This is a genomic window from Luteibacter sp. 9133, from assembly GCF_000800155.1.
Taxonomy (GTDB): domain Bacteria; phylum Pseudomonadota; class Gammaproteobacteria; order Xanthomonadales; family Rhodanobacteraceae; genus Luteibacter; species Luteibacter mycovicinus.
In genome coordinates this window covers 811,992-827,372 of record NZ_JUHO01000001.1, presented here as the reverse complement: position 1 = coordinate 827,372, position 15,381 = coordinate 811,992, and the positions used below count along the sequence as shown (strand labels likewise).

General features: G+C 63.2%; 13 protein-coding genes. 5 read left to right on the top strand and 8 right to left on the bottom strand.

The annotated features are described in order from the left end of the window. Positions 1-9: 9 nt before the first annotated feature. From glmS to FA87_RS03400, 5 genes are all read right to left on the bottom strand, one after another. A complete protein-coding gene (gene glmS, locus FA87_RS03420) occupies positions 10-1,842 on the bottom strand; it encodes a glutamine--fructose-6-phosphate transaminase (isomerizing) (RefSeq protein ID WP_043692416.1) in 1,833 nt (610 codons plus the stop codon). Positions 1,843-1,857: 15 nt separating this feature from the next. Beyond that, positions 1,858-3,228, bottom strand: coding sequence for a pyridoxal-phosphate dependent enzyme (locus FA87_RS03415; RefSeq protein WP_036115776.1), 1,371 nt, complete (start codon positions 3,226-3,228; stop codon positions 1,858-1,860). A gap of 209 nt (positions 3,229-3,437) precedes the next feature. Then, positions 3,438-3,665 (bottom strand): YdcH family protein, encoded by a 228-nt coding sequence (locus FA87_RS03410; RefSeq protein ID WP_043692414.1) that lies wholly within the window; start codon positions 3,663-3,665, stop codon positions 3,438-3,440. A gap of 164 nt (positions 3,666-3,829) precedes the next feature. After that, on the bottom strand, positions 3,830-4,486 hold the full coding sequence (locus FA87_RS03405) for a DUF4398 domain-containing protein (RefSeq protein ID WP_043692412.1): 657 nt from the start codon (positions 4,484-4,486) through the stop codon (positions 3,830-3,832). Further along, the gene (locus tag FA87_RS03400) at positions 4,486-5,043 is read right to left on the bottom strand and encodes a DUF4398 domain-containing protein (protein ID WP_036115784.1); all 558 of its coding nucleotides are present in this window, start codon (positions 5,041-5,043) and stop codon (positions 4,486-4,488) included. Before FA87_RS03400 ends, FA87_RS03405 begins: the two co-directional genes overlap by 1 nt. Positions 5,044-5,139: 96 nt before the next feature. Between FA87_RS03400 and FA87_RS03395 the strand changes: the two genes are divergently transcribed. Further along, on the top strand, positions 5,140-6,249 hold the full coding sequence (locus tag FA87_RS03395) for a PilT/PilU family type 4a pilus ATPase (RefSeq protein ID WP_036115787.1): 1,110 nt from the start codon (positions 5,140-5,142) through the stop codon (positions 6,247-6,249). A 124-nt stretch (positions 6,250-6,373) separates the two neighbouring features. Here the strand turns inward: FA87_RS03395 and maiA are convergent, their stop codons facing one another. Next, a complete protein-coding gene (gene maiA, locus FA87_RS03390; protein ID WP_043692409.1) occupies positions 6,374-7,024 on the bottom strand; it encodes a maleylacetoacetate isomerase in 651 nt (216 codons plus the stop codon). A gap of 235 nt (positions 7,025-7,259) precedes the next feature. Here maiA and FA87_RS03385 point away from each other — a divergent pair, with 235 nt between their 5' ends. The 4 genes from FA87_RS03385 (at position 7,260) to FA87_RS03370 (ending at position 11,620) form a co-directional block, all read left to right on the top strand. Then, the gene (locus FA87_RS03385) at positions 7,260-8,441 is read left to right on the top strand and encodes a phosphoglycerate kinase (RefSeq protein ID WP_036115794.1); all 1,182 of its coding nucleotides are present in this window, start codon (positions 7,260-7,262) and stop codon (positions 8,439-8,441) included. Beyond that, complete coding sequence (locus FA87_RS03380; protein ID WP_043692406.1) at positions 8,441-9,091, top strand: HAD hydrolase-like protein; 651 nt, start codon at positions 8,441-8,443, stop codon at positions 9,089-9,091. The genes FA87_RS03385 and FA87_RS03380 overlap by 1 nt, the downstream gene beginning before the upstream one ends. Positions 9,092-9,206: 115 nt before the next feature. Beyond that, positions 9,207-11,126: a M61 family metallopeptidase gene (locus FA87_RS03375; RefSeq protein WP_043692404.1), complete on the top strand. Its 1,920-nt coding sequence runs from the start codon at positions 9,207-9,209 to the stop codon at positions 11,124-11,126. A 71-nt stretch (positions 11,127-11,197) separates the two neighbouring features. Beyond that, the gene (locus FA87_RS03370; RefSeq protein WP_043692402.1) at positions 11,198-11,620 is read left to right on the top strand and encodes a hypothetical protein; all 423 of its coding nucleotides are present in this window, start codon (positions 11,198-11,200) and stop codon (positions 11,618-11,620) included. 336 nt (positions 11,621-11,956) lie between these two features. On the opposite strand, the gene FA87_RS03365 is transcribed toward FA87_RS03370, so the two are convergent. Together FA87_RS03365 and tkt are read right to left on the bottom strand one after the other, a co-directional pair. After that, on the bottom strand, positions 11,957-13,123 hold the full coding sequence (locus FA87_RS03365; protein ID WP_043692399.1) for a nucleotide sugar dehydrogenase: 1,167 nt from the start codon (positions 13,121-13,123) through the stop codon (positions 11,957-11,959). Between the two features lie 102 nt (positions 13,124-13,225). Beyond that, complete coding sequence (gene tkt / locus FA87_RS03360) at positions 13,226-15,238, bottom strand: transketolase (protein WP_043692397.1); 2,013 nt, start codon at positions 15,236-15,238, stop codon at positions 13,226-13,228. Positions 15,239-15,381 lie beyond the last annotated feature (143 nt).

Sequence of the window (15,381 nt, the reverse complement as noted above, 5' to 3'; positions counted from 1 at the left end):
GCGCGTCACTCATTCCACCGTCACCGATTTCGCCAGGTTACGCGGCTGGTCCACATCCGTCCCGCGCATCACGGCCACGTGGTACGCAAGCAGCTGCATCGGAATCGTAAACACAGCCGGCGCGATCAGATCGCCACCGCCGTCGACGCGCACCGTCGCGATGTTCTCCTGAGAATCCTCGTCCAGCTCCGCACGCTCGTCGGCGAAAACGATCAGCTCGCCGCCGCGTGCACGAACTTCCTGAAGGTTGGACTTCAGCTTGTCCAGGAGCGGGCCATTCGGGGCCACGGCCACGATCGGCATATTTTCGTCGACCAGCGCCAACGGGCCGTGCTTCAGTTCGCCCGCCGGATAAGCCTCGGCGTGGATGTACGAGATTTCCTTCAGCTTGAGCGAGCCCTCGAGTGCCACCGGGAACTGCGCACCACGCCCCAGGAACAGCGCATGCTGCTTGGCCACGAAGTGGTCGGCGATCGTGACGATCTCCGCTTCGCTCTTCAGCGCGTTCTCGATATAGCGCGGCAGCGACTGCAGCTCCTTGCAGTGCTCGAGGTACTTTGCCTCGTCCAGACCACGACGGCGGCCGAGGTCCAGCGCCAGCAGGGCGAATGCGGTGAGCTGCGTGGTAAAGGCCTTGGTTGAGGCGACGCCGATCTCCGGGCCCGCTCGTGTCATCAGACGCAGATCGGACTCGCGCACGACGGACGACTCGGGCACGTTGCAGATCGCGAACGTAGCGAGGTAGCCGCGACGACGCGATTCACGCATAGCCGCCAGGGTATCGGCGGTTTCGCCCGACTGGGAGACGGCGACGAACAGCGTGTTCTCGGGCACGACGACATCGCGGTAGCGGTATTCGCTGGCCACTTCGACGACGACCGGGATACGGGCGAATTCCTCGATCCAGTACTTGGCGACCATACCGGCGTGGTAGCTCGTACCGCAGGCCACGATATGGATGGTGCGCGTCTTGTCGAGGATCGGATCGGCGTCGATGCCGAAGATATTGGGCAACACGCCGTGCGGACCGATGCGCCCTTCGAGAGTGTCGGCCACGGCACGCGGCTGCTCGAAGATCTCCTTTTGCATGTAGTGACGGTATTCGCCGCGCTCGACCGAGTCGGCACTGATCTCGCTCTCGTGCGCGGTACGGTCGACACGCTTGCCATCGAGATCGAACACCTCGACGGTTTCACGGGTGATCTCGACGACGTCGTCTTCCTCGAGGTACATCATGCGGTTGGTGACCTTGATCAGCGCCTGCGCGTCCGACCCGAGGAAGTGCTCGCCGATGCCGATGCCAACCAGCAGCGGGCAGCCGCGACGGGCACCGACGATACGCTCGGGCTCGTCCAGACTCATCACCGCGATGGCGTACGCACCTTCGAGTTCGCGCACGGCGGCGGTAACCGCTTCGCGCAGCGGCTTACCGGCCTGCACGTGCTCGTCGATGACCGCGCCCATCACTTCCGTGTCGGTCTCGGAGTGGAAGGTACGACCCTTCGCTTTCAGACCCTCACGCAGCGACGCGTAGTTCTCGATGATGCCGTTGTGCACGATGGCGATCCGGCCCTGTACGTGCGGATGCGCGTTCTTTTCGCTGGGCACGCCGTGCGTGGCCCAGCGGGTATGCGCGATACCGGTGCCGCCCGGGACGGGATCGGCGTCGTACAGCGCTTCCATCTCGCGAACCTTGCCCTTCGCACGCACCCGGCGAATCTCGCCGGCGTCCGCGATGGCCATGCCCGCGGAATCGTAGCCGCGATACTCGAGGGCTTTGAGGCCCGCGATCAGAATGGGTGCGATATCACGCTGGGCGACAGCGGCGACGATTCCACACATGGTTCAGAATCCTTATCAGTTAACTTTGCGGCGCAGGTAATTGAGCAGGTCGATCCGGGTGATCAGACCGAGGAACTGGTCGCCGTCGACGACGATGGCCACGTGCCCCTTCTCGAACACGGGCAGGAGTGCCTCGATCGGCTCCCGGACCTGGAGCATTTCCGGCGAAGCGATCATCGCGGTGGACACGGGGTCGCGGAACTTCGCCTCGTCGGCATGCACGTGGAGCAGCACGTCCGATTCGTCGAGGATGCCGACGATACGGTCGCCTTCCATCACGGGAAGCTGCGAGACGTCGTATAGCTTCATGCGGTTATAAGCGGTCACGAGCATGTCGTCCGGCTTGATCACGACCGTGTCGCGCTGGGCATACGGGCGCAGGATCAGGTCGCGCAGGTCGTTGTAGCGCTCGCGTTCCAGGAAGCCGTTGTCCAGCATCCAGTAGTCGTTGTACATCTTCGAGAGGTACTTGTTGCCGGTATCGCAGACCAGCGTGACCACGCGCTTGGGCGTGGTCTGTTCGCGGCAGTATTTCAGCGCGGCGGCGAGCAGCGTGCCGGTGGAGGAGCCGCCGAGGACACCCTCCTTCGCCAGCAGTTCGCGCGCGGCCAGGAAGCTTTCCTTGTCGGTGATGGCGAATGCCTTCTCGACGAGCGAGAAGTCGCTGATCGATGGCAGGAAATCTTCACCGATGCCTTCGACCATCCAGCTGCCGGACTTCTCCGACAGGGTACCCTCGTTGATGTACTCGGCAAGGATGGAGCCCACCGGATCCGCGAGGATGATCCGCGTGTTCGGCGAGTGCTCTTTCAGGTAGGCGGTCAGGCCGCTCATGGTGCCGGACGAGCCGCAGCCGACCACGATGGCGTCGACCTTGCCGTCCATCTGCGCGAGGATTTCCGGCCCCGTCGTCTGCACGTGCGCGAGCGGGTTGTCCGGGTTGCCGAACTGGTTGATGAAGTACGCCCCCGGGGTTTCGCGCGCGATGCGCTCGGCCATGTCCTGGTAGTACTCCGGATGTCCCTTGGCGACATCCGAACGGGTCAGCACCACTTCCGCACCCATCGCCTTGAGGTTGAAGATTTTTTCCCGGCTCATCTTGTCCGGCACGACCAGCACGAGCCGGTAGCCCTTCTGTTGGGCGACCAGCGCCAGGCCGAGACCAGTATTGCCGGCGGTACCTTCCACAAGGGTGTCGCCCGGCTTGATCTTGCCGGCGCGCTCGGCGCCTTCGATCATCGACATGCCGATACGGTCCTTGACGGATCCGCCCGGGTTGGCGCTCTCAAGCTTGAGAAAGAGCTCGCACGGGCCCGCGTCCAGGCGCTGGGCGCGCACCATCGGGGTATGACCGATCAGGTCGAGGACGCTGTCATGAACACTCATTGAAACTCCAATCGTCTGGAACGGCGCGGCCCCTTCGACCTCGCCCTATGGGCGCACATCATAAAGGGTGTGCCTGTGAACGGATGCCCGGCTGATTGGCGGAGGCGAAAGGGCGTAGGGGAGGGGTCGCGCGCAGGGCGCGCTCCTACAGATGCAAAACGGGCACCTTTCGGCGCCCGTCGGTCAATTAATGAACTGATTGAGGGTGGTCAGTGTGGCGACTTTTGCCAGCTATCCCACATTCGCTGCAGCTTTTCCTTCGCCTGCAGCTTTTCCTTCTTGAGGCCCCCAAGGCTTACGTCGTCGATAGGCAGACAGCCGATGTTGGCGTCACGCAACTTGGTATCGAGTTCCTGGTGGCGATAGAAGAGACGACGGGTTTCCGCATCGGCATGGATGAACTTTTCGACGTCGTCGCGCTGCTGGTTTTCGAACATTGCAAACTCCTCGCGGTGGGATCGGCCCGATGCGCGGGCCGGTCGTGAGGGGAGCCATGCGGGCAAGTTCTTCGCATGCTCCGGCAGGACCGGCACCCTGAATTTTCGGGTGCCGGGAGACCGAAGCTACTCCGCTAGCCATGCGCCTGCAAGAGCGATATTTCTCAGTTGCCGTCGGTTTTCTTGCTCTTTTTCGGTGCAGGCGTGGAGGCTGGCGCCCCACCGTCGGACGAGTTCATATCACGCATGGCACGCGCGGCGGCCTCGGCCAGCGCGGCCTGCTTCTTGGCGGCGTTAGCCACCTTGGCCTGTGCCGCGGCGACCTGTTTGGCCTTGTCGCCTTCAGCCTTGGCCTGCTCCAGCGCCTGGGCGTAGTCGACACCCTGCTGCTGCAGGCGGGCGGCCTCTTCCTGGATCATCTGGTTCTGGGCACGCTGCTGCTCGAGCTGGCGACGGGCCATCTCGGCGTCGAGCCGACTGGCCTCCAGCAGGATGGCGTCATGCTCGCGGTCCAGCTGGGCGCTCTTGGCCTGGGCATCCTGGTACTGGGCCATCGCCTTGGCGATGTCCACCCGGCGCTCGGCGACATACAACAGATGGCCGTGCTCCTTGTCCTTGGGACGGAACTGGGCCATCTGGCTGATCGCTTCGCGGGCGCGAGCCTGTTCAGCCTGGGCGTAATTGCCCAGCACGGGGTCCGACGACAGCTGGTCCAGGCTCGAATTGAGACGGCGGATGTCCAGGTCGTCCGTGGCGGCCATGGCGCTGCCCGCGGCAAGCGCGAGGGCCAGCGCGGAGGTAAGGAGGGTCGAACGCTTCATCACTGGCCTCCCTGGTTGGTGGACGGCTGGATCTGGTTGCCCGAATTGTCATTCAGGGGCTGGGTCTGACCACCGACCGGCGGCTGCGTGCTGTCCGTCGGCTCGGGCAGGACCGATTCGGTTTCCTGCACGTTGGTCGGGATGGGCACCGTGTCGTTGGCATGGTTGTCGATCATCTCGACGCGCATGCGGGAGTTTTCCTGACTCTTGGCCGTGTTCTGGGCGCGGGCGGCACCCAGACGGGCCTTGGCCCGGGCCAGTTCGCTGTCGGCACGCGACTCGTCGGCGAGCACCGCCGCCTCGTCGTACTTGCGGCTGGCCATCGCGGCCTGCGCCTGACGGAATTTTCCCTGCGCATAATCGAGATCGACCGGCGCATAATCGGCCGCTCCGGCGTCTCTGGCAGCCTGCAGCTGGGCCAGTGCCTGGTTCATCGAGCCGTCGGGTGGGGGGGCGCTGGCACAGCCGGCGAGCGTAGCGATACCAAGGCCCAGGGCGGCCTGAGCAATGAGCCGGCGGCCCTTGGAAAGGGCTTTCGACGGCAAGTTGTGCACCATCACTCGTTCCTCGTACAGGTTTGCGAGATATTGTCGATATATATAACGGTCAGGCTATGACCTCGACTCGATTGTAATGAACGTCCGGGGGTTTAGGTGGATATCGGTTATTTCCTTAAGCTGATGGTGGACAAGGGCGCGTCGGATATGTTCCTGACGACCGGCGCCCCTGTGAACATCAAGGTGGAAGGCAAGCTGTACCCGTTGGGAAATACCGGCCTGCCGAGCGGCATGGTCAAGAAGATCGCCTATTCGCTCATGGACGAGGGTCAGGTGCCGCAGTTCGAGCGCGATCTCGAGCTGAACATGGCCCTGGCCGTGAAGGAAGCCGGTCGCTTCCGTATCAACGTGTTCAAGCAGCGCGGCGAGATCGGCATGGTCATCCGTGCCATCAAGAGCGAGATACCCTCGCTGGAAGAGCTGCAGCTGCCGACGATTTTCCGCGATCTGATCATGGAGCCACGCGGCCTGATCCTGGTCGTGGGCGCTACCGGCTCGGGCAAGTCCACCACCCTGGCGGCCATGCTCGACCACCGCAACAGCAACAGCTCGGGCCATATCCTCACCATCGAGGACCCGATCGAGTACCTGCACCGGCACAAGCGCTCCATCGTCAACCAGCGTGAGGTGGGACTGGATACCCACAGCTATCACGAGGCGCTGAAGAACGCGATGCGCGAGGCCCCGGACGTCATCATGATCGGTGAGATCCGCGACACCGAGACGATGGAGGCGGCCATCTCGTTCTCCGAGACCGGTCACCTGTGCCTGGCCACCCTGCACTCGAACAACGCCGACCAGACGCTGGAGCGCATCCTCAACTTCTTCGGCGAGTCGGCGCACAAGAACGTGCTGATGAACCTGGCCCTCAACCTGCGCGCGGTGATCAGCCAGCGCCTGGTGATCGGCAAGGACGGCCGCCGCATGCCGGCGACCGAGGTGCTGCTCAATACCCCGCTGATCCGCGACATGATCCGCCGCGGCCAGATCCACGAGGTGAAGGACGCCATGGACCGCAGCCTGCAGGAAGGCATGCAGACCTTCGACCAGTCGCTCTACCGCCTGTACAAGGACGGCAAGATCACGCTCGAGGAGTGCCTGAACAAGGCGGATTCGCGCGATGGCCTGGCGCTGAAGATTCGTCTGTCGGAAGGTGCGACGGGCAATGAGTTTGCGTCGAGCGATCCCTACGGGATCGGGGTCTGACACCACCCACTAATGTAGGAGCGCGCCCCGCGCGCGACAGCGGCAGGGCAGGGGTCGCAGAGTCACCGCTTCTTCGCTTCGTTGGTTTTTCGCGCGCGGGGCGAGCTCCTACACGGTTCTGAGGTCAGGCTGGAGCGTCTGGCTGAACTTCTGGGGCCGCCCGCTGGAACGCCTCGAGCGCCTGGCATGCCTCCACCACTCGCCGGATCGTCGGATACGGCGCCAGATCCACCCCCCAGCGCAACGCGTTGTAGAACTGCGGGACGAGACAGCAATCGGCCAGCGTCGGCGTATCGCCATAGCTGAACGTTCCTGCCGCACCCTCGGCGAGCAGGGCCTCGATGCCGTCGAAACCGTGCTGGATCCAGCGCCGCGACCACCCCTCTTTCGCCGCCTGATCGGCCCCGAATTCCGTCTCGATCGCTTTCAGGACACGCAGATTACCCAGCGGGTGGATATCCGTGCCCACCGCCTGCATCAGCTCGCGGACTTTCGCCCTGCCCTGCGCATCCGCTGGCATCAAGGGCGGATCCGGCCGGGTCTCGTCGAGGTATTCCAGGATCGCCATCGACTGGCGAATGATGCGATCGCCGTCGATCAGAGTCGGGAGCTGGGCCTGGGGGGAGAGCTCGCGGTAGTCGGCTTTCAGGTGTTCGCCGCCCTCGTTGACCAGATGCACGGGCCGCGCTTCGTAGTCGAGGCCTTTGAGGTTGAGGGCGATACGGACGCGATAGGCGGCGCTGGAGCGCCAATACGTGTAAAGGGTGAGGGACATGAGGGGCTTCCTTGGCGGGGAATTCCCGATTCTAGCGCTGGGACCGGGGCAAGCCTTGCCGCGCTGCCGCGCGGGTCGCCAGCGGAGGTGGCTCCTACAGGGCTACGGCAGACCTGTAGGAGCCAGCTCCGCTGGCGACCTGTAACAGCCAGCCCAGCTGGCGACACGGATTTGCGCCACCCCATCAAGGACGCGGACAATGGCGAATTCTCCTTCCCCTAGCTGGAGCCTCACCGTGCCCGTCATCCGCATGCAAGACCTCGACCTCAAAGGCAAGCGAGTCCTGATCCGTGAAGATCTGAACGTGCCTGTCGAGAACGGCAAGATCACGTCCACCCAGCGCCTCGATGCCTCCCTGCCCACCATCGTTGCAGCGCGCGACGCTGGCGCGAAGGTGATGGTCATCTCGCACCTTGGCCGGCCGAAGGAAGGCGAATTCGACGAAGCTTCCTCGCTGAAGCCGGTGGCTGAGTGGCTCGGCGAAAAGCTCGGCAAAGACGTACGCCTGGTACGCGACTACCTCGACGGCGTCGACGTGGCCGACGGCGAAGTCGTCGTGCTCGAGAACTGCCGCATGAATGTCGGCGAAGGCAAGGACGATGAGGCCCTGTCGAAGAAGTACGCCGCCCTGTGCGACGTCTTCGTCATGGATGCCTTCGGCACCGCGCACCGCGCGCAGGCCTCCACGCACGGCGTGATCCGTTTCGCTCCCGTCGCCGCCGCGGGTCCGCTGCTGGCGAAGGAACTGGATGCGCTGGGCAAGGCGCTGGAAAACCCGCAGAAGCCGCTGCTCGCCATCGTCGCCGGATCCAAGGTGTCGACCAAGCTCGAGTTGCTGCAGAACCTCGTCGGTCGCGTCGAGCAGCTGATCGTCGGCGGCGGCATCGCCAACACGTTCATCCTCGCCTCCGGTCACAAGGTCGGCAAGTCGCTGGTCGAAGCGGACCTGCTCGACACCGCGAAGAAGATCATGGCGGATGCCAGGGCGCGTGGCGCCGATGTGCCGGTGCCGACCGACGTGGTGGTCGCCACCGAGTTCTCCGCCACCGCCAAGGCCACGGTCAAGGCGGTGGATCAGGTCGCCGACGACGAGATGATCCTCGACATCGGTCCGGATACCGCGAAGCGCTATGCCGACCTGATCGCCAAGGCAGGTACGGTCGTCTGGAACGGCCCGGTCGGCGTGTTCGAGTTCGATGCGTTCGGCAAGGGCACGGAAACGCTGGCGCGTGCCATCGCTTCGTCGAAGGCCTTCTCGATCGCCGGTGGCGGCGACACCCTGGCGGCCGTCGACAAGTACGGCATCGAAGACGGCGTGTCGTACATCTCGACGGGCGGCGGCGCCTTCCTCGAATTCCTGGAAGGCAAGGAGCTTCCGGCCGTGGCCGCGCTCAAGGCTCGCGCGGATTCGAAGTAATGCTGATTCTCTTCGACCTGGACGGCACCCTCATCAACTCGGAGATCGGCATCTTCGCCGGCGTTCGCCATTCGCTGGCAACCGTCGGCGCGGACGTTCCGGACGACACCGTGCTGCGCTCATGGATCGGTCCTCCACTTCGGGTCAGCTTCGGTGAGCTCCTGAATGGTGATAGCGAACGCGTCGAGCAGGCCGTCGCGGCTTACTCGCAGCGCTTCCACGATGTCGGCTGGTCCGAGCACACCGTGTACCCGGGCATCGCCGACCTGATCTCCGCGCTGGCGGGCGCCGGTCACAAGCTGGCGGTCGTCACCAGCAAGGTGCGTCCGCATGCGGAGCCGATCATCGCCCACCTGCCCTTCGGCGACGCGTTCGATGCGCTCTATGCGCCCGATCCGTCGACGTCGAAGAGCGAGAAAGCCGAGATGATCGCCGCGGCGGTCGCGGACTTCGGGCACATCGTGGACGACGTGATCATGATCGGCGATCGCCACTTCGACATCGACGGCGCGGTCGCCAACGGTGTTCGTGGCATCGGCGTGCTCTGGGGCTTCGGCGATCGCGAGGAACTGGATAAGGCCGGGGCCTGGAAGGTGGTTGAAACACCGGCTGAAATCGCGACGCTGGTGTGTGCCACCGTTCCCGGCTGAGGCCTGAATGGACGACCGGGCGGCCATGCCGATGGTCACTGGGTGCCCCGCGACGATGCGCTTATCGTGGGGGCACCCAGCTGGCACCACTTCTTCCCGCCAAGGTTCGCACCGCATGCGCGTCGTTGCTTCCGCCGTCGTTCTGTCCTTCTTCTTCGCTCAGGCAAGCCTCGCTTCCGAAGGCCCGCAGCCGGCACCCCTTCCCCCGCCGATTCCTGTCGCACGCGATGTGCCTTTCAACGGGCAGATAACGCTGGATGTCGACGCATCCAACCTGAGCCAGCGCATCTACCGCGTCCGGGAGTCGATCCCGGTACAGGCAGCGGGACCCATGGTCCTCCTGTACCCTCAATGGGAAACCGCAAGCCATGCCCCGACGGCGTCGGTAGCGGGCCTCACAGGCTTGACCGTCGTATCGAACGGCCGGCCCCTGAAATGGGAACGCGATACTGTCAACATGTTCGCCTTCCATGTGGACGTTCCGGCCGACGCGAAAGCGCTCGACGTGTCGTTCCAGTACCTGTCGCCCTTCAGTCTTCGCCAGGGCGCCGTTGTCATGACAGCGTCCACGGTCACGGTACCCTGGCAAAACGTTGTGCTTTACCCGGCAGGGTGGTTCACGCGCAATATCCCTGTAAGTGCACGAGTTACCTTGCCAAATGGCTTCGCCTCCGCCACGGCGCTGGAGAACAGCCCGGGCGATGCCACAGGGTTTCGCACCACTTCACTGGAGACACTGGTCGACTCGCCCGTCTACGCGTCGCGCCACGTCGGGCGTTATGCGCTAGCGCGCAGAGGCGAAGCGCCGGTCACCCTGAATGTGTTTGCCGATGACGAGCGCAGGATCGCCATCAAACCAGCCCAACTCGACGCGCTTCGGGCGATGGTGCAACAGGCAGGCAAGGTGTTCCCGACGCGGCATTACCGACACTACGATTTCCTGCTGGCGCTGGACGACGCGCTACCCGGCCCCGGCGGCAGCGAGCAGGCACAGTCCAGCACCGACACCTTGCCGCCCGACTATTTTGCCGGCGACGAGCGCGACCTCATCAACGCGGACCTTCTGGCGCATGAGTTTGTCCATTCGTGGAACGGGCGTTATCGCCAGCCTGCCGATCTGTGGACCGCAGACTTCAATACTCCCGTACGTGGGAGCCTGCTCTGGGTCTACGAAGGCCAGACCGAGTTCTGGGGGCGCGTGCTGGCGGCGCGATCCGGACTGCGGACGAAACAGGAAACGCTGGATGCGCTGGCGGTGGGTGCGGCGCAGGTGCTCGCTCAGAAAGGACGCACCTGGAAGTCGCTGCAGGACAGTACCAACGATGCGATCGTAACGGCAGGCGGCCGTTCCACATCGTGGCGCGACTGGCAGCGACGCGAAGACTATTACGGGGAAGGCGTCTTTTTGTGGCTGGCTGTTGACGCAGAGATTCGTGAACGCACTCACGACGCGAAAAGTATCGACGACTTTGCCAGCGAGTTCTTTGCTGGCGGTGCGTTAGGCGATACAGTGACAAAAACCTATACCTTCGACGACGTGTGCACCGCTTTGCGCCGCGTCGCGCCCAACGACTGGGCGACGTTTCTGCGGAAACGGCTCAACACCCACGACCCAGCCGACATACTCGACGGCATCGAGCGGGAGGGTTATCGGCTGGTCTTCGATGGCAACCCCACTGACTACGCCAAGGCGAGTGAAGCAGACAGCGACGTACAGGATTTCTCGAGTGCGGTTGGCATGACTCTGGGGAAGGACGGAATGATCCGGAGTGTCGCGTGGGATGGGCCGGCTTTCGATGCCGGCGTGGCACTTGGCATGCGGGTGGAAAGTGTGGATGGCAGACCTTACTCGGCAGACGCCCTGCGCTCTCTTCTGACCGTTGCCGCGCCTCAGCGTCTGACCCTCGGCCTGAGCGCCAACGACGCAAAATCCAGCGTTAAAATCCAGCCGACAGGGCCATTGCGCTATCCCCACCTCCAGCGGATTGGGGGCACGCCGGATCGATTGGCGAACCTGCTCACACCCCTCCTCTGAGCATGGGCACTTTCGCTATCGACCCGGCTGAACTATCTTCCGCATAACGGCCCCGCGTCCAAGGAAGAATCATGCGTTTGTCGAACTATCTGCTCATCATGCTCGTCGCCTCGGCTGGTCCCGCGGTCGGCATGGCTTCTGAGAGCACATCAGTAGCCGGCCCGAGCCTCAACCTCACACCCCCCGCAACGCAGGTGGTATTCGTACCTCCACCGTCGCTACTGGTCGCGAAGCCGACTTCATCGTCCTCGTATCCTTCGCCGTATCATCAGGCCATCGGTACGGCTTTCGCCAATCGGCCCCGCTACAGCGCAACGACGCGCTGGGTCACGACTGCGGTGATCACCGCGCTCGCCGCCACAGGGAATATTACCGGCGCTGTTCCCGGCAATCAGAGCGATCCCATCAAGCGAGCCGATCAGCCACCGACGATGAGCGACAGTTCTTTCGGCTCGTTCGGCGCCTTCAGCGGCGGCATAGGCGGCGTGCACTAATCGTTCTAGGAGTGGACGCTGAAAGCAGGCGTGTTCAGATCACCTAGAATTAAGCGCCACGCCAGACAAACGCCGCTTCAATGAGAGCCATCGCCGACGACCTGGAGCGTCGTTACAGGATCTCCGCCTCACGAATACAGAATTTGGTACGCCCTTCGCCCTTCGCCCTAACCTGCCTGGCTACACTGGCATCCACGCAGGACCGGCGGGGCAGCGTGGCCGTCGCAAGATCCTCACACAGCACCAGACGATCGGCATGCACCACGCGAAGCTGGCGTGGTGCACCCGAGAAGCGGACGACAGGATCACCCGGCGCGAAGGCGCCCGGCCCCGAGTTCAGTTATCGCCAAACAAATCGCGCGTATAGACCTTATCCGCCACATCGGAAAGCGCCTCAGCCATCCGGTTACTGATGATCACATCAGCCTCCTTCTTGAACTTCGGCAAATCGTTGACGACTCGGGAATGGAAGAACTCTTCCGACTCGAGTACGGGCTCATACACGATGACTTCCACGCCCTTGGCCTTGATGCGCTTCATGATCCCTTGGATGCTCGACGAGCGGAAATTATCCGATCCGCTCTTCATGATCAGGCGATAGATACCCACCACCTTCGGCTTTCGCCGCAGAATATCGTCAGCGATAAAGTCCTTACGCGTCGTGTTCGACTCGACGATGGCCTTGATCAGTGTCTGCGGCACGCTCTGATAGTTTGCCAGCAGCTGCTTGGTATCCTTGGGCAGGCAGTAGCCGCCATAGCCGAACGATGGATTGTTATAGCCGGCGCCGATGCGAGGATCCAGGCAGATGCCTTCGATGATGTGTCGGCTGTCCAGGCCGTGCGTCACCGCGTACGTATCGAGCTCGTTGAAGTACGAAACACGCATGGCGAGGTAGGTGTTGGCGAACAGCTTGATCGCCTCAGCCTCGGTGGAATCGGTGAAGAGGACGGGGATGTCCTTTTTCTCCGCGCCACGCTGCAGCAGCTCGGCAAAGGCCTTCGCCTTCGGCGAGTGATCCCCCACGATGATTCGCGATGGGTGCAGGTTGTCGTACAACGCCTTGCCTTCGCGCAGGAACTCCGGCGAGAAGATGATGTTCTCGACGCCGAAACGTTCGCGCAGCTTGCGCGTATAGCCCACCGGAATGGTCGACTTGATGATCATCGTCGCCTTCGGGTTGATCTCCAGGATCTGCCCGATCACCGTCTCGATGGAGCCGGTATTGAAATAGTTGGTCTGGGGGTCGTAGTCGGTCGGTGTCGCGATGATGACGAACGAGGCATTTTCGTAGGCGTCCCGTGGATCCAGGGTTGCACGGAAATTCAGTCCGTCACTGGCCAGAGCCGAGACCAGTTCGGCGTCCACGATCGGCGAGCGGCGCTCGTTGAGCATCTTCACCTTGCTCTCGACGATATCCAGCGCGACGACTTCGGCGATCTTCGAAAGCAGAACGCCATTCGACAGTCCGACATAACCTGTGCCGACAACAGCAATCTTCATAGTCATGTTTACTCTAGGGCCTCCTCAAACGAACGGGCCCGGGTCCGGTGCGATACCGGACCCGGGCCCCTGGGTCGCCAGCTTTACAGGCAAGAACGCGACTTACTTGACGACACTCTTGACCGCATCGACCACCGCCGTGGTCGTGATGCCGAAGTGCTCATACAGCTTGTCGATCGGGCCCGAGGCGCCGAAGGTCGTCATGCCGACCGCCGTGCCGTCGAGGCCGACGTACTTGCTCCAGAAATCGACGCTGGCGGCTTCCACCGCCACGCGGGCGCGGCACCACGACGGCAGGACGCCTTCGCGGTATTCGGCCGGCTGCGCGTCGAATTCCTCGGTGCAGGGCATGGAGACGACGCGGACCGGGATGCCCTGGTCGCCGAGTGCCTGTGCGGCTTCGACGGCCATACCGACTTCGGAGCCCGTGGCGATGATGATCGCCTTGAACTTCTCGGCCGATTCCCAGAGGACGTAGCCGCCCTTGGCGATGTTGGCGACCTGCTCTTCCGTGCGCGGATTATGCTTGAGGTTCTGACGCGAGAAGATCAGGCACGACGGGTTGCCCGTGCGCTCGATCGCCTTCTGCCAGGACACGGCCGACTCGACCGCATCGGCCGGGCGCCACACGCGGTTGTTCGGGATCAGGCGCAGCGAACCGAGGTGTTCCACCGGCTGATGGGTCGGACCATCTTCGCCCAGACCGATCGAGTCATGCGTGTACACGTGGATCGCGTGAGCCGGGATCAGGCAGGACATGCGCACCGCGTTGCGGGCGTAGTCGGAGAAGACCAGGAACGTCGCGTCGTACGGCACGAAACCACCGTGCAGCGCGATGCCGTTGGAGATCGCCGACATGCCGAACTCGCGCACGCCGTAGTGGATGTAGTTGCCTTCAGCACCGCCGGTGGCGATGTTCTTGGAACCCTTCCAGATGGTGAGGTTCGACGGAGCCAGATCCGCGGAGCCACCGATCAGCTCGGGCAGCAGCGGACCGAACGCGTCGAGCGCCATCTGCGATGCCTTGCGCGAAGCCACGACCGGGCCTTCGGCCTGAAGCTTGGCGATGTAGGCGTCGGAATCCTTCTTCCAGTTACCCGGCAGCTCGCCCGAGGTACGACGCTTGAACTCGGCGGCGAGTTCCGGGAAAGCCTTCGCATACGCGTCGAACTTTTCGTTCCAGGCCTGCTCGCTCTGTGCGCCCTTCTCCTTTGCCGACCACGAATCGTAGATGGTCTGCGGGATTTCGAAAGGACCGTAGTTCCAGCCCAGGCGCTCGCGCGTGAGCTTGACTTCGTCCGCACCCAGAGCGGCACCGTGCGAGGATTCCTTGCCTTCCTTGTTCGGCGAACCGAAGCCGATGATCGTCTTGCAGATGATCAGCGAGGGCTTTTCGCTCTGGCTGGTGGCCGAAGCGATGGCCTTCTTGATGGCGTCGCCATCGTGACCGTCGACCGGCTTGTCGTCGTCACCGACCACGACGTTCCAGCCGTATGCGCGGAAGCGCTCCGCCGTGTTGTCGGTGAACCAGTCGTGGACTTCGCCGTCGATCGAGATGCCGTTGTCGTCGTAGATCGCGACGAGCTTGCCGAGCTTGAGCGTGCCGGCGAGCGAGGACACTTCGTGCGAGATGCCTTCCATCAGGCAGCCGTCACCGACGAACACGAAAGTGTGGTGGTCGACGATGTTATGGCCGGGGCGGTTGAAGCGCGCGGCGAGGACTTCCTCGGCGATCGCGAAGCCCACGGCATTGGCCAGACCCTGACCAAGCGGACCGGTGGTGGTCTCGACGCCCGGGGTGTGGTGGTACTCGGGATGACCCGCGGTGCGGTAACCCAGCTGACGGAAGTGCTTGAGATCTTCGACACCGAGATCGTAGCCGGTCAGGTGCAGCAGGGCGTACTGGAGCATCGAGCCGTGACCGTTCGACAGAACGAAGCGGTCGCGATTGGGCCAGTGCGGGTTCGTCGGGTTGTGATGAAGGAAATCTCCCCACAGAACCTCGGCGATGTCGGCCATGCCCATGGGCATGCCCGGATGACCGGAATTGGCGGCTTGGACACCATCCATGGCCAGGGCGCGGATCGCGTTTGCGCGTTCGCGGCGTGTCGTCATCGGCATTCTCCAGTTAACAGGCGGCGGAAAAACCACGATTGTCGCGCATCCGGCATGAGCTTGTCGTGGATGTTCATGCCGCGGCAGGGAAGTTAACCAAGCCTTAATCTTTTAGTTCTGCTTTTTGAATCTCTTCAGGTACG